General features: G+C 66.3%; 12 protein-coding genes and 3 pseudogenes. 9 read left to right on the forward strand and 6 right to left on the reverse strand.

The genetic code is table 11. The features are described from left to right. The first annotated feature begins 194 nt into the window (after window positions 1–194). Window positions 195–2,213 (forward strand): hypothetical protein, encoded by a 2,019-nt coding sequence (locus tag ACI7BZ_RS11470; protein ID WP_414117288.1) that lies wholly within the window; start codon window positions 195–197, stop codon window positions 2,211–2,213. A gap of 267 nt (window positions 2,214–2,480) precedes the next feature. Here the strand turns inward: ACI7BZ_RS11470 and ACI7BZ_RS11475 are convergent, their stop codons facing one another. Then, complete coding sequence (locus ACI7BZ_RS11475) at window positions 2,481–3,857, reverse strand: transposase (protein ID WP_414115758.1); 1,377 nt, start codon at window positions 3,855–3,857, stop codon at window positions 2,481–2,483. A gap of 219 nt (window positions 3,858–4,076) precedes the next feature. On the opposite strand from ACI7BZ_RS11475, the gene ACI7BZ_RS11480 reads away from it, so the two are divergent. Then, on the forward strand, window positions 4,077–4,265 hold the full coding sequence (locus ACI7BZ_RS11480) for a hypothetical protein (protein ID WP_414117289.1): 189 nt from the start codon (window positions 4,077–4,079) through the stop codon (window positions 4,263–4,265). A 276-nt stretch (window positions 4,266–4,541) separates the two neighbouring features. Here ACI7BZ_RS11480 and ACI7BZ_RS11485 read toward each other — a convergent pair whose 3' ends face one another. Together ACI7BZ_RS11485 and ACI7BZ_RS11490 are read right to left on the reverse strand one after the other, a co-directional pair. Then, window positions 4,542–5,534, reverse strand: a complete 993-nt coding sequence (locus ACI7BZ_RS11485) for a toprim domain-containing protein (RefSeq protein ID WP_414117290.1) — start codon at window positions 5,532–5,534, stop codon at window positions 4,542–4,544. 10 nt (window positions 5,535–5,544) lie between these two features. Further along, window positions 5,545–6,357, reverse strand: a pseudogene (locus ACI7BZ_RS11490) (methylase); the annotation flags it as partial. A gap of 595 nt (window positions 6,358–6,952) precedes the next feature. Between ACI7BZ_RS11490 and ACI7BZ_RS11495 the strand changes: the two are divergent. From ACI7BZ_RS11495 to ACI7BZ_RS11505, 3 genes are all read left to right on the forward strand, one after another. After that, window positions 6,953–7,780, forward strand: a complete 828-nt coding sequence (locus ACI7BZ_RS11495) for a type IV toxin-antitoxin system AbiEi family antitoxin domain-containing protein (RefSeq protein ID WP_414117291.1) — start codon at window positions 6,953–6,955, stop codon at window positions 7,778–7,780. Between the two features lie 92 nt (window positions 7,781–7,872). Further along, window positions 7,873–8,157: a nucleotidyl transferase AbiEii/AbiGii toxin family protein gene (locus ACI7BZ_RS11500; protein ID WP_414119149.1), complete on the forward strand. Its 285-nt coding sequence runs from the start codon at window positions 7,873–7,875 to the stop codon at window positions 8,155–8,157. Next, entirely contained in the window at window positions 8,046–8,651 is a 606-nt protein-coding gene (locus ACI7BZ_RS11505; RefSeq protein WP_414117292.1) for a nucleotidyl transferase AbiEii/AbiGii toxin family protein, read from the forward strand. The genes ACI7BZ_RS11500 and ACI7BZ_RS11505 overlap by 112 nt, the downstream gene beginning before the upstream one ends. A 42-nt stretch (window positions 8,652–8,693) precedes the next feature. Here the strand turns inward: ACI7BZ_RS11505 and ACI7BZ_RS11510 are convergent, their stop codons facing one another. The 3 genes and pseudogenes from ACI7BZ_RS11510 to ACI7BZ_RS11520 all read right to left on the reverse strand — a co-directional run bounded on the left by ACI7BZ_RS11510 (window position 8,694) and on the right by ACI7BZ_RS11520 (window position 12,237). After that, window positions 8,694–8,945, reverse strand: coding sequence for a DUF6117 family protein (locus ACI7BZ_RS11510; RefSeq protein WP_414117293.1), 252 nt, complete (start codon window positions 8,943–8,945; stop codon window positions 8,694–8,696). A gap of 65 nt (window positions 8,946–9,010) precedes the next feature. After that, a pseudogene (locus ACI7BZ_RS11515) lies at window positions 9,011–9,947 on the reverse strand (ArdC family protein). Between the two features lie 204 nt (window positions 9,948–10,151). Next, window positions 10,152–12,237: pseudogene (locus ACI7BZ_RS11520) on the reverse strand (ParB/RepB/Spo0J family partition protein). 515 nt (window positions 12,238–12,752) lie between these two features. Between ACI7BZ_RS11520 and ACI7BZ_RS11525 the strand changes: the two are divergent. The 4 genes from ACI7BZ_RS11525 (at window position 12,753) to ACI7BZ_RS11540 (ending at window position 19,458) form a co-directional block, all read left to right on the forward strand. After that, entirely contained in the window at window positions 12,753–13,874 is a 1,122-nt protein-coding gene (locus ACI7BZ_RS11525) for a Fic family protein (protein WP_414117294.1), read from the forward strand. Between the two features lie 198 nt (window positions 13,875–14,072). Continuing rightward, window positions 14,073–14,780 carry a DUF1214 domain-containing protein gene (locus ACI7BZ_RS11530; RefSeq protein ID WP_414117295.1) on the forward strand — a complete coding sequence of 236 codons (708 nt, stop codon included), beginning with the start codon at window positions 14,073–14,075 and terminating at the stop codon, window positions 14,778–14,780. A 303-nt stretch (window positions 14,781–15,083) separates the two neighbouring features. Continuing rightward, window positions 15,084–17,231, forward strand: a complete 2,148-nt coding sequence (locus tag ACI7BZ_RS11535) for a chemotaxis protein CheB (RefSeq protein WP_414117296.1) — start codon at window positions 15,084–15,086, stop codon at window positions 17,229–17,231. Continuing rightward, a complete protein-coding gene (locus tag ACI7BZ_RS11540; RefSeq protein ID WP_414117297.1) occupies window positions 17,140–19,458 on the forward strand; it encodes a response regulator in 2,319 nt (772 codons plus the stop codon). The genes ACI7BZ_RS11535 and ACI7BZ_RS11540 overlap by 92 nt, the downstream gene beginning before the upstream one ends. The last annotated feature ends 189 nt before the right edge of the window (window positions 19,459–19,647 follow it).

Here is a 19,647-nt window from a genome sequence, read left to right on the forward strand (position 1 = left end):
GGATTGGACCTCCGGCTTCGGGGCGTTGGGGTGGGTGGCGAGGTTGCAGGCTTTTCCGTAGCTGCGCGGACGAGGCGACGTGACCGCATGAATGCATGCCACCACGTTTCGGCTCTGCTGCCACGTCCTCGCCCGCCCCTGTCCGTGGCGGGGAATGGTATGTTCCTCTCCCCATCTGCTTCGCGGAGTGCTCCATGTCCCTCGCGCCCCAATCCCAGACGCCCGCCTGGCGGCCCGCGTGGCTTGGCCCTCGCCCGGAGCTCTATCGGCCGGCGTGTTGGGGCGCGCGCAGCGCGGACATTGCGGTGCGCGAATTGCGCTTCATCCTCATCCTGCCGCTGGTGCTGCGCGAGCCGCAGCGGCTGGAGGAAGTGGCCGGCGCCCTTCACGCTTCGGAAGACTGGCAGCCGGTTGCCGACCTCGCGGATCACGCCGCGCCGGCCGGATGGAGTGGCGCTCCGGCGCCAGGCGAGCAGGCCAGCCGCTATGCGGAGTTCGTCTATTTCCACGATTTCGTGCAGCAGATCCTGTTCAAGGCCGATGCAAGCGGGCCGGGCGAGCCTGTGCGCCTGTTCCGCCACACGCGGGTCTCCGGCTTCTCCGTCACCCTCAATCAAGACAGCGTATCGACCCGTTATTCCGGCGCGGTGGACCGGGCGCTGATCTATCTCTTCGGCAGCGGCTCGGCGGCCTTCGTGGCGGAATTGCGCTTTCCGCCCGGCTGCATGGCCCGTCCCGAGAATGGCCCGCCGCGCCCCCTTTCCCTCGCCGATGCCCTCTGGCTCAGCGATCACGTCCGGCGCACCTACGCGCCCTATTTCGAAGTCAGGGGCGACAGGAGCGAGGCCGGCGGCGTTCCCCTGGACTTCACCTGGCATGACCGGCGCGGTGAACCGGCCTTCCCCAGGTCGCCGTCGACCGGCCTCGACGAAGCCTTCTGCTTCACCTTCCGGGACTCCCATCCGCGCACGGCGCCCATGTTCGCGCACTGGCGGGATATTCTGGCGCCCCTGACGATCGCCGGCTACGAGCAGCAGGGCGGCGGGCAAGCCGATCCGCCGGTCTGGCGGCATGTGGTGGACGACCGCATCCCGCTCATGAGCTATGTGTCCCTGACGGGTGCTGCGGCGTCATGGGCGCAAGGCCGAAATGACGAGTTCGGAACTCGGCTCCGCAGCTTGCCGTCCGACCACGCCGACCTTCACATGCTGAATCGCGGCGATTGGGTGCGCCTATGTTATGCGGATACGGCAGGATCGGACGCGCTCCCCTACAATCCCGAATTCCTGCGGAATTTCGAGGCCGAGGCCTGCTACGATCGCTTCTTCCCGTCCGAGGCGATGGCGGGCAACATCTCCAGCCGGATCATGTTGGCCGGCTACCATATGAACATGACGGGCGCCGGCTGGTTCTTCGATAACCTGATGGTCGAGCATTTTCGCCGCCATTACTTCCAGATGGGTCTCGTTGTGAACATGGAGCTCGCCTCCATGCTGGCCATTTCCAGCCGGATCACCGAGACCACGAAGCTCTATGTGGCCGCGCGGAACGCAGCTGAAGCAAAGCAGCGCGAAGCCTCGGAGCAGTTCCGGCGCGCAATGGCGCAGATCGAGCGGGATTTCCTGGAGCTCACACACCTCTACATATTCCGGGGCCTGTCAAACCAGCTGCAGCCGATGGAACTGTACGACATGTGGCGTCGGCAACTGAACCTGGACGCCATCTACGATGACCTGAAGGGCGAGCTCGATGCCGCCATGAAGGTGGTGCAGACGGATGATGAAAGTGAGCGCGCCGACCGCTCGATGCATCTGGGCCAAACGGCGAACGCGCTTGCGTTGCTTGCGGCTTTTGGTCTGGTCGCCGGCATCGTCACCGGTCTGCTCGGCATCGATTTTCTCATTACCACCGATATGTTCGCCCAATTCTTCGCATTCCTGCGCCAGCTGACCGGGCAGGGCAGCGGACCTGGCGTGCTCGGCCCTTCCGGGCATCTGGCGGTGGTCAGCGCCGTCGTTTCTCTGACCAGCTTTCTCGGCTGCGGGATGCTGAGGCTCGTCGCGCCCGATCTGCATCGCGCGCCCGCCGGCGGAAGCGGTGTTGCCGAGAGCCAGAGCGCCGGCCTGTCAAAAGTCCAGAGATGGCTCGTCTGGGTCGGTGGGATCGCGGGCGTGCTGGCGGTCTTTGCGACCGTGGTCGCATGCTCCGGTTGAGTTGGGGCCGGTGGTCCTTCCGCGCGCGTTCGGCGGCCTTGCGAAGCTCGGGTCGTGTGTTCCTGACGCCGCCGCCGCGAGCCGCGATGGCAACGCGCCTGTCCTCTGTTATGTCAGACTGCCAAGTCCGGCGGGGGTGATCGTCGCCTGCCCTATGCCCGGAGGCGGGTGAGGTGAAGGCCCGCTTACGGCCGATTCCGTTGAAAAAGTCGGCCTGTGAGGCGTGCTGGCACGGAGCCGGATTTCGCCAGCGGACGCCTTCTCCGGTCATGCCGGGCTGATCTGCGGCGCGCTCGGGAGGAGCTTGGCGAGCTTCCGGAGGTTCTGGGCGGTTGCGGCGAGGTGGAACTCATCCCGAGCTCCGTTCGGGCCTCGCAGGCGCAGGCGGTCGAGCTTCAGGATGCGCTTGAGATGCGCGAACAGCATCTCGACCTTCTTCCGCTGCCGCCGCGACGTGACATAGGCGTCGGTGCCGGCGATGGCCCGCGCCATGTCGCGGGCGCCCTCGTGGATCGAGCGGGGTATTTTCCGGGCAGGCGTGGTCGGGCAGCAGCGAGGCTTCAGGGCACAGGCATCGCAGTCCAGCTTGCTGGCGCGATAGCGCATCATGCCATCCTCATCGACCAGGGGCTTGGGTGTGCGGTAGAACTTCTGGCGCTGCCGCAAGAGCTTACCGGCCGGACAGACATAGGCATCCGCCTCGCGGTCATAGGTGAAGTCGGCTCGGCTGAAGGTGCCGTCGCGACGTCCCGACTTGTCGAACACCGGAACGTGCGGCTCGATGCCATGCTTATAGACCAGCCAGGCAAGCATCTCGGCGGAGCCATAGGCGCTGTCGCCCATCAGCCGTGCCGGGTAAAGGTCGAAGCGGTCCATCGAACGTTCGATCATGCGTTTCGCTGCCAGGACTTCGGCCTGACGGATCGCCGTCGTCGCCTCTACGTCGACGATGATCGCGTTCTCCACGTCGATCAGATAGTTGGTGGAATAGGCGAAGAAGGCTTGGCCACCATGTGCGCCGGTCCAGCGGGCAGCAGGATCTGCCGGCGAGAGGAATTTTGGCGTGACTTCGGTGGCCGCGCCGAAAGCTGCATCGTCGAGCACGGCGAGATATTCCTCGACCGCGCGTCCGGCTGCCTCGGGCGATAGCCCCGCTTTGCCCTCGACACCCTTCTGACGGCTGGCCTCGGCCTTGATCAGGCTGGCATCTACAGCGAAGCCTTCTCCGCCAACCAAGCCCTCCCCGATACAACGCTGCAGCACGGTCTCGAACAGATGCCGGAGCAAATCGCTGTCGCGGAAACGGCCGTGCCGGTTCTTGGAGAAAGTCGAGTGGTCCGGCACGCGGCCATCGAGCCCGAGGCGACAGAACCAGCGATAAGCAAGGTTCAGGTGGACTTCCTCGCACAGCCGCCGTTCCGAGCGGATGCCGAAGCAATAGCCGACGAGGAGCATCCGGATCATCAGTTCCGGGTCGATCGAGGGCCGACCGGTCTCGCTGTAGAAAGGCTTGAGGTGCGCCCGGATGCCGCAAAGGTCGACAAACCTGTCGATGGCCCGCACGAGGTGGCCGGCAGGGACATGGCGCTCCAGGCTGAACTCGTAGAACAGAGCCTCCTGCACCCCGGTCCGCTCGCCCATCATCGCCTCGTCCCTCCATCCGCAAGGACAACTGAATCAGGACTTCGGCCCAACAGCAACGCCGACTTTTTCAACGGAATCGGCCAAGGAGCGACAGTTCGGAAAACTCTAATTCCAAATGGTTCAATTTGCTGGGCTTACGTCCATCAAAATGGCCGCTCGTGCTTTGCTGGCCTGCCGGCTCCACGCATCCTACCAGAGGAGCAGGGAGGATCTGAGCCAATGCATCTGATTATCATGGTCATATTTGGCATCCCTCTTGTGGTCATGTTTTTCGCGCTCACCATCTGGGCGCTCGCCCAACTGATCATGGAGGGGATTGCAAACGACAACGCCGGAACAATTCTTGCCGGCTTGACTTGGTTTATTATTGTATGGGGCGGTCTCTTCGCAATATTCGGACATAGCTGACCTTCAGTTCACATAGTCTGCGGCGAGGCATGCTCGGGTGCAGTCATGCGCTCGCGCAATATGCCGCCATCACCTCAGCCTCGACTGGTGTTTCATCGTTGTGCGGCAAAATCTGTTGGCTCCCTACTCCCGCCTTTCGCTCATCCCGTGCTGTCCCATGAGATGAGCGACGACTTTGCGCTCGGCGGCGGGCGTCACCACTTCTTTCCAAAAGATCTTTCAGCGGGACATTGTCCAGCATCAGCATGCAACATGCCCGATGATCCCCCATCTGCCTCAACCGATCTCCCGCCCCAGTCTTCGCCTGAGGCCGCGGGGGCCCATCCGCATCAGATCCTCATTGAAATCCCCCCACACCGGCACGAGCTCGCACACCTCGATCCCGGCACTCTCCCCCCGCGCCTGGAGCCGTTCCGCCGCCATGCGCCCGGCGGCGTCATTGTCCTGCGCCACATAGAGGTGCTTCAGCCCGGGCGGAAAGGTGATGGCCGCCAGGTGGCCGGCGGACAGGGCGGCGATCATCGGCAGGTCGGGCAGCAGCGATTTCAGCGACAGGACGGTTTCGATGCCCTCGCCGGCGAGGAGCACGTCTGTTGCGCGCCCGAAGCGCACGCCGTTGCCGAGGAGCGCGCCCAGCGCCCGGCGCGGATCGGGCAGCGGGGCCTTGGCGGGCGGGGGGCAGCCGGGGCCGGCGGGAGTGAGAAAGGTGCGATGAACACCGGTGATGCGGCCGTGGAAATCGGTCACGGCGGCAAGAAGACCGGGCCAGGACTGGCGCTCGGCATCGGGCGCGGCACGATACCAGAGGGCCGGGTGGGAAGCGCAGGGCGGGAGCGTCGAACGGCCCCGTGATGCTGCGGGCGCGCAGATAGGCCTCGGCCCGTGTCCCGATGATGGGCACGCCGCGGCGTGCGCATCGTAGCGCGGAGCGATGTCCCGGGGCCGGCGCGGCGCGGTGCCCAGTGGCAGGATGAGAAAATGCCGTGCCTCCGCGGCGAGGTCGCGGAAGCTGGCGAGGCCGCGGTTGAGGGCGATGAGGTCGAGCAGGTCGCCATATTCGCCGGTGGCGGCATCCTGCCAGCGGCCGGCAGCGCCGGGGCCGGGCTCCGGCCCGGCGAGGCGGACGAAGAGGCTGCGTCCCGGCGTGCCATGGACATCGCCGACGCACCAATAGCGGCCCTGGCGGTGGCCTTTGGGAAGATAGTGGCGGCACACGGCTTCGGCGCGGCGCGCGAGGCCCTCCGCCAGATCGGCGGCGCGGGCGGACATGGCATCCCCCTCAGGCGCCCGGGCGGTCGACGATGCGCGCGACCGGATAGAGGTCGAGGAGCCCGCGGAGCACGCCGACGCCGCTCGCATCGACAGGCACGAAGAAGCGCAACTGCCAGGCGATGATCTCGGAAAAGAGGCCGCAGACGCGCAGGCGCTCGCGCATGGCATCGGTGAAGCCGGTGAGCTCGATGCGCCGCGCCCCCATGATGTGGACGCGGCGGAGCTGCAGCCCCTCGGCGAGATCGAGGAGGGGCAGGCCCGCCATCAGCGCGGCGAAGGCCTCGTCCGGCGTCAGCATCGGCCGATCCGTGGCGGCGTCCGCCGCCCAGGCCGGGGACACCTTGCGGCCGATGATGCGCTCGCCGTCGTCGGCCTGGAGCCGGTAGACCCGCGTCGATTCATCGGGCAGGTGCTTCCACACCGGCAGCAGCAGGCCGCAGACCATGTGCAGCGTGCCGTCGGTGAAGGCGGGAGCCTCCGACACCTCATTCTGCCAGAGCCGGGAGGCGGTCTGGATGTCCGCGCGCTGCCAGTGGCTTTCCGCCATCATGGTGAGCGACGCATGATGCTGCTCCATGGGCCGGATCAGCCGGACGCGGCGCTCGATCTCGCCGTCGTCCAGCATCAGCGCGGGCGCCGGCACCTCGACGGCGGCGTGGCCGGAGCGCGCGTCGTCCAGCAGCCGCGCGCGCGGATCGTCGAGATGGCCGAGGGCCTCCTCCGGCGCCAGGGGGCGGTTGTGCCGTTTCTCGGCGATGGTCAGGAGCCGGGTCTGCGCGCCGCTCAAGGGGTGGGTGTAGATGGTCCGGCGGTTGGTGACCTTGTGCGTCGGCAGGAGTGCCGCCACCTTCTCCAGCACGGCGAGCCGGGCGGCAGGAGACGGGGCCTTGCGGAACAGCGCCGCGCCATATCTGCCCAGGAACAGGACGGTGGCGGCCTCGCAGGCATCGTAGGCGAGCTTCCAGTCCCAGGCATCGGCCGCGTCGGACGCGCCGAAAGCGGATTCCATCTCGCCCCGCAGCAGCGTGGCGTCGATCCGCGCCCCGCGTTCCAGAAGGGGGAGAAGGCGCGTTGCGGCATGGTGCAGGCGGGATGGGGTGCAGGGAGGTGTAGTGGAAGCGTGCGACAGCGGTGCGGCCGCAAGGGCCGCACAGGGGGAGATGGGGGTCATGGGGAAGGTCCGGGAGAGCGGGAAACGGGCAAGGCCGGCGGGCCGCTCTCTCTCTGTGCCCGTCCGCCTCACCCCGTCCCGGCCGTCCTTTCCCTCTTGGGACCCTCCGTTCCCCGGACTATGGGGAGCTACAGTCCTTCATTTTTATGAGCATATATCCGCTGTAAGAGCAGATTTTCATACACAAACTCTTAAAATTGAGGATTCATGTTGAAATTTCCGCTAAAACCACGGATAATGAAGCATGATTTATGACCAGCGATCCGCGCTTGCGACCCATATCGCCGGGCTTCTGGCCCAGGGCCGGATCATCTTCACGAGCCGGGAGGCGGAACAGGCGCTCGATATCCCGCGCGGCGCGTTTCTAGACGCCGCCGAACGTCTGCTGCGCCGCAAGGCCCTGATCAATCCGCGCCAGGGTTTTTATGTCGCGGTTCCCCCGCAATTTGCGAACTGGGGCGGGCCGCCGCCCAGCTGGTACATTGATGCGCTGATGCAGCACGAGCAGCAGCCCTATTATGTCGGACTACTGAAGGCCGCCGAACTTCATGGCGCCACGCATCAGGCCGTCATGGAATTCCAGGTCATCACGGCCAAGCGCCTTCCCCGGATCAAGGCGGGCCGCAGCCTGATCGCCTTCTATTATCGCAAGGACATGGCGCCGGTGATGGCGGGGATCGAGGATCGCAAGACCGACACCGGCCTAATGAAGATATCCTCGCCCGCCCTGACGGCGCTCGATCTCCTGCGCTACCCTCAGGCGTCCGGCGGCATCGACAATATCGCGACGGTGCTGGCCGATCTCGGTTCGAAGATCGACCCGATGCAGCTTGCCAACCTCGCCGCCACGGTGGAAAAGCCGGTGGCGCAGCGTCTTGGCCATCTTCTGGATCGCCTCGGGCATGAGGCGCCGGCGTCTGCGATGCACGATGCGTTGGGCGCGCGCGGGACGATCGCCTGGACGGAGCTTGACCGCCGGGAGGCGCGCGACCCCGACTTCACGCCATCTCCCCTGGAGCGCGATCAACGCTGGCACGTCGTCGTGCGCCGTACACCGGAGCTCGACGAGTGATCCCGGCACAGAACATCGTCGCCTGGGGCGCGATCGTCCCGTGGGCCGATCCACGGCAGGTCGAGCAGGATCTCATCATCAGCCGGGCGCTGGTGGCGATCTTCGCCGATGCTGAACTGCACGAGGCGCTGCGTTTCCGTGGCGGGACGGCCCTCAACAAGCTGCATTTCCCCGCGCCCCTGCGTTATTCGGAGGATATCGACCTCGTGCGGACCTCGTGCGGACCTCGGCCGGTCCGATCGGCCCGGTCCTCGACCGGCTGCGCATGGTGCTCGAGCCGTGGCTCGGACGGGCGCAATTCGATCAGAGCGCGGTGGCCCCGAAGCTTCGGTTCCGGATCGAGGCGGAGGACGGCAGCGGCGCGCCGATCCGGCTGAAGATTGAGATCAATACCCGCGAGATCGAGGCCTATGATCCGCTGGCCGCGCTGAAGTTCCGCGTGGACAATCCGTGGTTCACGGGCGAAGCATCTATTCCCACCTTCTCCCGCGAGGAGATGCTGGCCACCAAGTTGCGAGCCTTGCTGCAGCGCGACAAGGGCCGTGACCTCTATGATCTCGCCCACACGCTGCGGGTCTTCAATGGACTGGCTGCGGAGCGTGTGGCGATCCTGCTTGCTCGCTATCTGGAACGCGCGGGCCAGTCGATTTCCCGGGCGCAGGCCCAGGAGCGGATGTTCGCCAAGCTGGTCAATCCGCGCTTCCTGCTGGATATGAGACCACTTCTGCCGGCGGGCGTTGCCGCGCAGCTCGATGAAGCCGATGCGGCGCGGTCCTTTCGGGACGTTTTCACGAGCTTCGTTGACCGCTTGCCCGGTGAGGCTTGGAGCCGGACCCCGGACATGAAGGAGCGGTTCGACATCGATTGGTAGGGGCATCGCCGTCGGCACCGCGGTTGCGTCCGACAGTGGCTTTCAGCTTCCTGTCGCGCGGGGAAGCCGGGCGGCGTCCTCGGCCGGGGGCCGATAGGCCTCGAACGGGTTGCCGTCGCACAGATGGCCGAAGGGCGTGAGGACATAATCGCCCTTGTCGCGGCTGACGGCGCACAGCACGTAGCGTGGCGCGCCGGTGGCGGCGTCGGTGCATTCGACCAGCGCGAGATGGCCCTGCGCGGCGGCGCGCAGCAGGGTGTCGAAATTGGTGCGGTGGTGGTCGGGAATGGCCATTTGGATCTCCTGAAATGGCAACGCCCGGCGCGGAGCCGGGCGGAATGTTGGGTCGGGGCAAAGCGTCAGGCTGCGTCCAGGCTGCCGCGGCTCGGGGGACTTTCCGCCGCCGGTAGGAAGTTCAGAATCCAGTCGGCGGCCTTGCTGGCCTGGGACGCAGCCCGCACGATGGCGCGGTTGTCCTCGCGCAGCACGTCGAGCCAGGCGCCGATATAGTCGGCATGGCGCACCGTCGGCACGATGCCGAGGCAGGCGCAGCAGAAGGCGGCGTTCATCTCCGCCACCAGTTCCTCGAAGGCATAGGCCTTGGTGCCGAAGCGGCCGGACAGATCCCGGTTCAGCCGCGCGGCATGGCCGGTGGCGTGGCCGAACTCGTGCAGGGCCGTGCGGTGCCCGTTGATGGGCTCGTAATAAGCCTGGGGCGGCGGCACCTGCACATAATCGAGGGCCGGGGCGTAGAAGGCGCGATCCCCGCCGATGCGCAAATCGATGCCGGTGGCCCGGATCAGCGCTTCGACCCGCGGCTCGATGAGGCCGGGCGGCGGCGGCGCCACGGCGGTGATCTCCTCCGGCAGGTTCTCGCATTGCGCCGCATTGAATACGGTAAAGCGCTTGAGGAAGGGGAGGGTTGCGGCCTCCTCGCCGGTCTCGTGGGCACGGCGTTTCTCGTCCTCCGGGGTGAAGCGGTCGGTATAGACGATGGTGGTACCGCGCTCGCCCTTGCGCACATGGGCGCCGAGGGCGACGGCCTGGCGGAAGGTGAGAAAGCCCTGGCCGGGGAAGCCGCGCTCGATTACTGCGCCCCACAGGATCAGGATGTTGATGCCGGAATAGGGGCGCCCTGTGGCGGCGTTCCGCGGCAGGGCGAGGGAGGCCTTCGCCGCCGCCGTGCCCCAGGGCTGGACCCAGGGCACGCGGCCGGCCTCCAACTGGGCGATGATCTTGTTGGGTGATCTCGTCATAGAAGTTCGCCCGCCTTCGCCGATGCGGGCATGAAGGGATGGTTTCGCCATGGCCTGTCTCCGCGACGGGCGCGGGAGACCTCTCTCCAGCTTTCGACCCGTCACGCCGGCCCGCCGGCCCTTTTCCGCTCGTCCGAAGGGGCGCCGGCTCTACCCATGGGACAAAAGAAAGCCCGGCTGCCGCATGGGCCGCCGGGCGCGTGAGCAGGAAGAGCAGAAGCCGGGAGCAAACCCCGTCAGCCGATCACTCGGCTGCGTCCGCCACGCCGTCCTCGTCGCCTTCGGTGAGGAAGGCGGGCAGGGCGGGCACGCCGCCATCCGCATCGGCACCCGCTTCGGTCGCGGCGGTCGCTTCGGAATCGCCCGGCCGCAGCGGCTCCGGCAGCCAGCTGGTGTCGGCCAGAAGGCGCTCGGCTTCCTGGGCCATCTCGCCTTTCTTGAGATGTTCGATCAGCCCGGCCGCCCGCCCGCCGGCGCCCTCGCGCACCGCTTCCAGGATGCGGGCCTTGGGCACGCGGCCGAGATAATTGGCGAGGGTGGGCCGCCAGCCGGCCTCGGCCATATGGAGCCCGGTCGCCCGCGCCAGCCGGTCGGCCTGGGCGCGCCGGAGCTTCAGCGCGTGGGCGGTGACGCCGGCGCCATAGGGGTTCGGCTTCTCGTGCAGCGCGGTGATGCCCTGGCTGATGCAATGGGCGAGCAGGGCCATGCGGCTCGCCTCGTCCAGGGCCGCCAGCCAGTCCCACAGCGCGGTTTCATCCGCCGGGATGTCCGCCCGCCACGCCTCGTGCCGCGCGGCGATGGATTTTGCCGAAGGACTGTCCTTCAGGTCGTCCGCCTGGACCGGCAGGAACACATGCCGGACGCTGGCCTCCAGGCAGCCCGCGGCCGAGGAAAGCCGGAAGGTCTCGGACACCAGCCGGTGCAGCAAGGCGGTGAAGGCGACATGGGGATGGTCCGCCAGCGCGTCGCGCAGCGCCAGGGTGCGATGGGCGGTCAGCTCGGTGAGAAGGCGGTCTGGCAAAGGCTTGATGCCCTCCTCCTCCTCGTCCTCCGCCGCGCCGCCGCGTCCCACCCTGCCGACGATCAACCGGGAGGCCGGCGATCCGGCGTCCGGGCCGTCCGCGCCTTCGACCGCCGCTTCACCTTCATGATCATCCTGCGCCGAGGCCGCGTCCCCGGGCCGGACATAGCCGCGGGCGACCGACAGCCGTCCGTCCGCGTCGATGCTCACGAAGGCACCGGCGCGGGCGATCTCCTCCGGCTCGAAGCGCACCGGCCGGTCCTCGAAGGCGATCAGCGCCGTCTCGATCTCGCCGAGCCGCGCATCCACCGCGTCCGGCAGCTCCGGCGCGTCCTGATACTCCGTCTCCAACTGGGCGTGCTCGGCCTCGAGCGCGGCGCGGGTGGCCTGCTCCTGCGGGGTGAGACCCTGCGGCGTGCCGGCGAGCTCGCGCAGCCCGTTGTCGAAGCCATAGGGAAAGCTCACCGCCGCCTCGACCCATTTCCAGCCCTCGGCGGCGACCTCATCGGCCATCACCTGCAGCTTCGACGCCACCAGCCGGTCGAGCAAAGCCGGGTCCTGCAGATAGCCGCCGCCATCCTCGGCGAACAGATCGCGCAGCAGGGTGCCGCCCGCCGCCTCATAGGCCGCGATGCCGACGAACAGCGCCCGCCTGTCCGACCCCGGCACGGTGCGTTCGGTGAGCTTGCGCCGGATCTGGTGGGGCGTGTCCTGCCACGTCTCCTTCTCCGCCTCCCAGACCTGTTCCTGACGGGCGTGGTCGTCCGACACGGCGAAGGCCATGAGCTGCTCCAGGGTCATGCCGTCCCCGGCATAGACCTCCAGCAGCGCCGGCGAGACCGCGGCGAGCTTGAGGCGCTGGCGCACCACCTGCGCCGGCACGAAGAAGGCGGCGGCGCTGGCCTCCTCGGTCATGCCCTTGTTGCGCATCGCCCTGAAGGCGCGGAACTGGTCGAGGGGGTGCAGCCGCGCGCTCGATATTCTCGGCCAGCGACACCTCGTCGATGAGGATGCCGCTGCCGGCCTCCGACACCACGCAGGGGACCGGCGCGGTGCGCGACAGCCGCTTCTGCTTGACCAGCATCTCCAGCGCCCGGTAGCGCCGCCCGCCCGCCGGCACCTCGAACATGCCGGTGTCATGCCCCGCGCCATCAAGGACGGGACGCACATGCGGGGACTGGATCAGCCCGCGGCGGGCGATGGATTCCGCCAGCTCCTCCACCGAGAGACCGGCCTTCACCTGCCGGACATTGGACTGGCTGAGTACCAGCTTGTTGAAGGGAATGTCCTGGGACCGGCTGAGGGTGATCTTGGTCGGGGAGACCTTGGCGGGGGACGTCTTGGCGGCGAGCGCCCTGGCTGCGGACGGGCTGGCCGGGGCCGTGTCGGTGGGGGGGGATGTGGTCATGAGATTTCTCCATGACGGGCCGGCGGGAAGCCTCTCTCCCCACCTTCAACCCGTCGCGGAGACGGAATTCGTCCTCTCACTCTGGACGGCTTGCGCCTTCGGACCGCGGCCTGGAGGGGGACGACGCGGCGGCCGTCAGATGGGCCAACGGCCTGGCGACATATCAAGATAGATTGAATCCGAGCGGTGGATGAAGACGCCGAATCCCATGTGCCAGACCTTATCCCAGCTGGGTAGTATCGCAGATTGTGGATTATTCGGCAGAATGAGGGCCATTCACTCCTTGTCGCACGGCGCGCAATCGGCCCGGCGTCACGCGCTCAATGTCCCCTTCGCTCTGCCATGAGCGATAGGACGGCTATCTATCAATCGCATATTCGCTATTATGTGAGCTATAGAAAGGAGTTCTATCGCTCATGGTGTGGAACTGGACGCAGCACGGCTGGCCGCATTTTGCCTATGATCCGGTCGCCCTCGAACCGCTGGAGCGGCGGTTCCTGCTGCTCACCGGCGAGGTGATCGGCGCGGTCCGGCATGTCAGCGAGGGTGAACAGGACCTGCTGCGGATCGAACTCCTGAGCGACGAGGCGGTCAAGACCAGCGCGATCGAAGGGGAGACACTGGATCGCCTGAGCGTGCAATCCTCCCTGCGCCGTCAGCTCGGCCTCGACACCGACAATCGCAACGTGAAGCCGAAGGAACGGGGCATCGCGGAGATGATGGTCGATCTCTACCGGAGCTGGGCGGATCCTCTCGATGCCGACACGCTATTCCGCTGGCACCGCATGCTGATGGCGGACAGCCGGCACCTCGAGACCATCGGCGGCTATCGCCACCATGAGGAGGCGATGCAGATCGTGTCCGGCCGCCAGGATCGGCCGACCGTGCATTTCGAGGCGCCGCCATCCTCTCGGGTTCCGGAAGAGATGGCCGCCTATCTCACCTGGTTCAATGGCTCGGCCCCGAACGGCGATAATCCCCTGCCGGCACTTACCCGTGCCGGGATCGGACATCTTTATTTCGAGAGCATCCATCCCTTCGAGGACGGCAACGGCCGCATCGGCCGAACCCTGGCGGAAAAATCACTCGCCCAGAACATCGGCCAGCCGACGCTGATCGCACTCGCCCACACCATCGAGCAGCATCGCAAGGCCTATTACGACCAGCTCGAAGTCCACCAGCGGACGCTCGATGTCACGGGCTGGCTGGTCTATTTCGCGCAAACGATCATCGCGGCCCAGCAGACGGCGCTCGGCCGCGTCGCCTTCCACATCGCCAAGGCGCATTTCTACGATCGCTTCCGCGACAAGATGAACGAACGGCAGGAGAAGGTCATTGCCCGCCTGTTTCGCGAGGGCCCCGGCGGCTTCACGGGCGGCCTGAGCGCGGAGAACTACATCGCGATCACCGGCACCTCACGCCCCACCGCCACGCGCGACCTGCACGATCTGGTCGAGAAAGGTGCCCTGACGCGGACCGGCGAGCGCCGCTACACGCGCTATCACCTGAATTTGCCAGGAAAGGTTGTAAAATCGTGAGCTGGCGGCACGTCGCGCAACTGTTCGGCCCTTTCGGTCGCGCCCGGCGAGGCATCCCCTTGAACCTGCAAGATGCGCCAAGGGACTAAACCGCTGCCGCGGTAGGCGCCCTGCATGACGGGCGGCTGGGTACTTTCCATGTGGCGCCCGGCATAGGCGGGCGGACGATCACGGGGTTTCTTCCGACAGGAGAACCCCGTGGACCATCAGGAGCACCCCACCAGCACACGGCCGGCCGTCAGCCCGCTGCGGCAGCGGATGATCGAGGACATGACGATCCGTCGGTTCGGCGAGCACACCCAGCGCGATTATGTCCGCCAGGTCGCCGAGTTCACCGCCTTCCTCGGCCATTCGCCGGACCAGGCCGAGCCGGAGGACCTGCGGTGCTACCAGCTTCACCTGGCGAGCCTCGGCGCCAGCTACAGGTTCGAGTCGCAGCCGGGTGTCGCCAACCTCACCGGTAGCGCGATGTACTTTTTCGCTGCGACTGGCGTCACGCCGGCGATGGACACGCAGATCATCGGGGAGGGTTCGACCTACCCATGGGCGGTAACGGATGCCGACAACAATCCGCTCGATGGAGGCAAGAACTACAAGCTGCACTTGCCGCCGCACATTCCGGTCAAGATGTTTTGGTCGGTGATCGTGTATGACGCGCAGACCCGATCGATGCTGCAGACCGATGCACAGTTTCCGAGCGTGAGCAGCCAGAACCAGACTGTGCAAGCGAATCCCGATGGCTCCGTGGATGTGTATTTCGGCCCGAAGGCACCTGCCGGGCACGAGAGCAACTGGGTTCAGACCGTCCCCGGCAAGTCGTGGTTCACGATACTCCGCCTCTATGGCCCGCTGGAAGCGTGGTTCCAGCAGGAGTGGCGGCCGGACGACATCGTGCAGCAGCTGTGAGCCACTGCGGTGATGGGGATGGCACGCGATGATGCCTCCTGGCAGCCATGGAGTACACAGCTGCCCCGCGCAAGCGGCGCTGCCATTAGTTGAATATGGCGGCGAATGTCTTGGGACCACACGGCTCGTATGGCCAACAAGGCCAGATCCAACCGCCAGAACAAACTCGCCGCGGGATAAAATTGGGGGCAACGGCAACGTGAAAGTCAAGGCCTCAGCGTGCGGGTTCAACGATATTTCCCAAATCATAACCGCATGAGCCATGGTGGGTGCGAGGGGTTATAGTGCCGGGAGATGAGGAGAATGCCGAAGCTGCCCGTACGTTCGACCAGATCAGCGACGCCACGATCAAGGGGCGAGCCTTTGGGGCCGGTAGCCGCCACGTCCAGCCCCCGCGATCTCCATGTCATCGGCGTAGGAGCTTCGGCCGGGGGGCTAGAGGCGTGCAAGAAGCTGCTTGCAGCGCTACCCGGCAATCATGGAATGGCGCTCATCCTGGTGCTTCACCTCGATCCGACCCATGAAAGCATGATGGCGGATCTCCTGGCACCCCACACCACCATGTCGGTGCAGCAGGCTGCCGATGGCATGCTGGTCGAGCCGGACCACCTTTATGTCATTCCACCCGCATTCTATCTGTCGGTCGAGGCAGGCCACCTGCGCCTCTCCACGCCCGGGGCGCCCCACGGGGCCCGCCTGCCTTTCGACTTCCTGCTGAAGTCGCTGGCATCGGAATACGGCTCCAGTGCCTGCGGGGTCGTGCTGTCCGGAACGGGAGGAGACGGCAGCGCCGGGCTCAAGGCGGTAAAGGAGGGCGGTGGCTTCACCTTCGCGCAGGATCCCGAGGAGGCCGATTACGATGGCATGCCGCGCAGTGCCATCGCAGCTGGTGTCGTGGATCTCGTGCTGCCCGTGGACAAGATCCCAGCCGCCCTGCTCGTCCGCACTCGGCAGCCGGACGACGGACCGGCGAACGGCGCCTTGAAGCAAGTTGTCGAGCTCCTCCGGACGAGCACCGCGTTCGACTTCACCCTCTACAAGCCCGGAACGTTGCAGCGCCGCACCGAACGGCGCATGGCCCTGGCCGCCATGCCGCCCCACGATATGGACCGGTATCTCGACCTGCTGCATAAGGACCCGGTTGAGCTGGAACTGCTGGCCAAGGACCTGCTCATCAACGTCACCGGTTTCTTCCGCGATCCCGAAGTGTTTAAGGCGCTCGAGGAAAAGATCATCCCCGATCTGGTCCGGGACCACCCGCCTGGCCGCCCCCTGCGCATATGGGTGCCCGCGTGCAGCACGGGGGAGGAAGCCTATTCCCTGGCGATGCTGTTCTTCGAGGCGATCGCGGCACGCAAGCGCAACCTCCACCTGCAGGTGTTCGCATCGGACGTCGATCCCGACGCCGTCGCCAAGGCCCGGGAGGGCTTCTATCCGGATGCCGTCACCGAGAGTGTTTCGCCGGGGCGGCTCGAACGCTTCTTCCTGAAGGACGCCGGGGGCTTCAGGGTCGTGGCGGACCTGCGCGCTGCGGTGGTGTTCACCGTGCAGAATGTGCTGGCGGACCCGCCCTTTTCACGCCTCGACATGATCTCCTGCCGCAACCTCCTGATCTATTTGACGCCGGAGGCGCAGGGCAAGGCCATTTCCTTGTTTCATTTCGCGCTTCTCGACGATGGACTTCTCCTGCTGGGAACCTCGGAAGAGGTGAGCGGCGGCGACGCCCGGTTCGATCTCCTCTCCAAGCCCCTCAGGCTTTACCGGCGTGTCGGGCAGCGCAGAGCCGGTGCTCTGCCCTTTCCGATCGGCGCGAAGGATGCCGTTCACCTTCCTGCGCGCCCGGCCAAGGTCGCCACGCCGTCGCGGCAGGTCGCCTTCGCCGAGCTGTGCTGGCAGGTGGTTCTGGAGAACTATGCGCCGGCAGCGGTTCTGATCAATCGCGCATACGAGTGTCTTTACTATCTGGGGTCCACGGACCCCTATCTGCGGCTCGCTCCCGGCCAGCCGACCCACGACCTTCTCTCAATGGCCCGGGAGGGCATCCGCACCAAGCTCAGGGCGGCGATCCATCAGGCCAGCCAGGAGAAGAAGCGCGTCGTCGTGACGGGCGGCCGCGCCCGCCGGGACGGCGAGCCTTTCTCCTTCAGCATCGCCGTGCATCCATTGCAGAGCGAAGGCGAAGACCTCCTCCTGATCTGCTTCCTCGATGCCGCCACAGCCGGTGTCTCATCCGCGCCGTCGCGCCCCGCGCGCAATGTCTCGCGCGTGAACGAGCTGGAGCGGGAGCTTGAAGCCACCCGCGCGGAACTCGAAGGCGCCATCCGCAACCTCGAGCTTCTCCAGCGAAGAGCAGAAGGCGGTGAACGAGGAGGCGCTGTCGGTCAACGAGGAGTTCCAGTCCACCAACGAGGAGCTTCTGGCTTCCAAGGAGGAGTTGCAGTCCCTCAATGAGGAGCTGACGGCTCTCAACGGCCAGCTCCAGGAGACGCTGGAGCGTCAGCGCACCACGTCCAGCGACCTCCAGAACGTGCTCTACAGCACTGACGTTGCTACCCTTTTCCTCGATACCGAGCTGAAGATCCGCTTCTTCACTCCGGCCACGCGTGCGCTTTTCAATGTCATCCCGAGCGACGTGGGACGGCCTCTATCGGACCTCAACTCGCTGGCCGCCGACGAGGCCCTGATCCGGGACATCGAGTCCGTGCTGGCGAACCAGGCGGCGCTGGAGCGCGAGATCGAGGCCCGCGGCGGGGCCTGGTATCTACGCCGCATCCTGCCGTATCGGACACAGGACGGAGGGGTCGACGGCGTCGTCATCACCTTCGTCGACGTCACGGAGCGTCGGCGCGCTGCTGATGCGCTTGAAACCGCGCGGCGAGAGGCGGAACTCGCCAACAGCGCCAAGTCTCGCTTCCTGGCCGCCGCGAGCCACGATCTGCGGCAGCCGCTGCAATCGCTGGTCCTGCTTCAAGGCCTTCTGGCGAAGGTTACGCAGGGGGAGAAAGCCGAGCGGCTGATCAAGCGGCTCGACGAGACCATCAGCGCCATGTCCGGAATGCTGAACGCACTGCTCGACATCAACCAGATCGAGGCCGGCACCATAAAGGCCGAGGTTGCGACCTTCCCCGTAAACGATCTGCTGGATCGCATGCGAGAGGAGCTGACCTATCACGCGCGCGGCAAGAAGCTGAGCCTGAGCGTGATCCCGTGCAGTCTCTCGGTGGAAAGTGACCCGCGCCTTCTGGAGCAGATGCTGCGCAACCTCATCTCCAATGCGCTGAAATACACGCCGCGAGGCCGTGTGCTGGTGGGCTGCCGACGGCATGGACCCTGGCTGCGCCTCGAAGTGTGGGACACCGGGATCGGCATTCCCGAGACCGAGCTGCGCGCCATTTTCGACGAGTACCACCAGCTTCACAACGCGGCCCGCGAGCGCAATCTTGGCCTTGGACTCGGCCTCTCCATCGTGCAGCGGCTCGGCCTGCTGCTGGATCATCCCGTCCACGTGCGCTCGCGCCCCGATCATGGGTCGGTATTTTCCATCGACGTGAAGCTCGCGCCCCGGGCTCCGGAGCGTCGCGTCGCGTCGCTCCCCGCCCCGCTCCCCGGCAAGGATGCGGGGAGCCGGAAGGCTGCGGTCCTGGTGATCGAGGATGATCCGGATGTGCGCTCCCTGCTGGAACTCCTGCTCACGACCGAGGGACATGCCGTGACCATGGCGCCCGACGGCGACAGCGCGGTCGCTATGGTGGAGCGCAGTGCCATCCGGCCCGAGCTCATCCTCGCGGACTACAACCTGCCCAACGGCATGACGGGGCTGGAAACGGCATCGCGCCTCCGCGCCAGGCTGGGCCGGCGGATTCCCGTGGTGATCGTGACCGGCGACATATCCACGATCGCCCTGCGTGACTTTGCGGGCCAGGATTGCGTGCAGCTCAACAAGCCGGTGAAGGCGGACGAGCTGACCCACATCATCCAGGGACTGCTTTGCGCGCAGCCTTTGCCTGTGGCGCCGGGCGTCGCGTCCCCGGGCGCCGAACACGCGCCGGCGGCTTCGCCGACCATCTTCGTCGTCGATGATGACGACCATGTGCGGCAGGGCATGCGCAGCGTGCTGGAGGAGGATGGCCGGACGGTCGAGGACTTCAACAGCTGCGAGGCCTTCATCGAGGCCTTCGGCGCCGGTCGTGCCGGTTGCCTCCTGGTCGATGCCTATCTGCCCGGCATGAAGGGGCTGGAGCTGCTGAAGCGTCTGCAGGGATCCAGCCACGACATGGCCGCCATCATGATTACCGGGAACAGCGATGTGCGGATGGCGGTCGAGGCCATGAAGGCCGGTGCCTTCGATTTCATCGAGAAGCCTGTGGGCCGGCGGGAATTGCTCGCGTGCGTGAAGCAGGCGCTCGACCATGCGGAAAATGCGCAGGCGCGGCCGGTGTGGCACGCCGCGGCCGCCGCGCAATTGTCGTCACTAACACACCGCCAGCGGGAGATCCTCGATCTGGTGCTCGCCGGTCATCCCAGCAAGAACATCGCTGCGGACCTCGGCATCAGCCAGCGCACAGTTGAGAACCACCGGGCGGCCATCATGAAGAAGACCGGTGCCAAATCCCTGCCGGCCCTCGCGCGTATCGCGCTCGCTGCGGCCTGGACGGGAGCAGGTGAACGCTTCAGCTAAGGACGGCCTCGCCGGCTCGGGAGGAAATTCCGCGGATGCGGCCCCAAGGGGTGAGGCCGCCCCCCGCCTTCGATCCCAGCTCCTGTCGCTTGGCGCATCACTGGGCGTATGAGAAATCCGGTACTCACTGATGCGACCTGAATTCTGAGATGCCTCGCCGCTCGACTGGACGCAGCGTCTTGGCCGCAG

The sequence above is a fragment of the Xanthobacter sp. AM11 genome (assembly GCF_047444035.1).
Classification (GTDB): domain Bacteria; phylum Pseudomonadota; class Alphaproteobacteria; order Rhizobiales; family Xanthobacteraceae; genus Xanthobacter.

What these genes read in the sequence shown, in the direction of transcription:
- ACI7BZ_RS11470 (WP_414117288.1), top strand. Translation starts at nt 195, where the DNA reads ATGTCCCTCGCGCCCCAATCCCAGACGCCCGCCTGGCGGCCCGCGTGG.
- ACI7BZ_RS11475 (WP_414115758.1), bottom strand. Translation starts at nt 3,857, where the DNA reads ATGATGGGCGAGCGGACCGGGGTGCAGGAGGCTCTGTTCTACGAGTTC.
- ACI7BZ_RS11480 (WP_414117289.1), top strand. Translation starts at nt 4,077, where the DNA reads ATGCATCTGATTATCATGGTCATATTTGGCATCCCTCTTGTGGTCATG.
- ACI7BZ_RS11485 (WP_414117290.1), bottom strand. Translation starts at nt 5,534, where the DNA reads ATGTCCGCCCGCGCCGCCGATCTGGCGGAGGGCCTCGCGCGCCGCGCC.
- ACI7BZ_RS11495 (WP_414117291.1), top strand. Translation starts at nt 6,953, where the DNA reads ATGATTTATGACCAGCGATCCGCGCTTGCGACCCATATCGCCGGGCTT.
- ACI7BZ_RS11505 (WP_414117292.1), top strand. Translation starts at nt 8,046, where the DNA reads ATGGTGCTCGAGCCGTGGCTCGGACGGGCGCAATTCGATCAGAGCGCG.
- ACI7BZ_RS11510 (WP_414117293.1), bottom strand. Translation starts at nt 8,945, where the DNA reads ATGGCCATTCCCGACCACCACCGCACCAATTTCGACACCCTGCTGCGC.
- ACI7BZ_RS11525 (WP_414117294.1), top strand. Translation starts at nt 12,753, where the DNA reads ATGGTGTGGAACTGGACGCAGCACGGCTGGCCGCATTTTGCCTATGAT.
- ACI7BZ_RS11535 (WP_414117296.1), top strand. Translation starts at nt 15,084, where the DNA reads ATGCCGAAGCTGCCCGTACGTTCGACCAGATCAGCGACGCCACGATCA.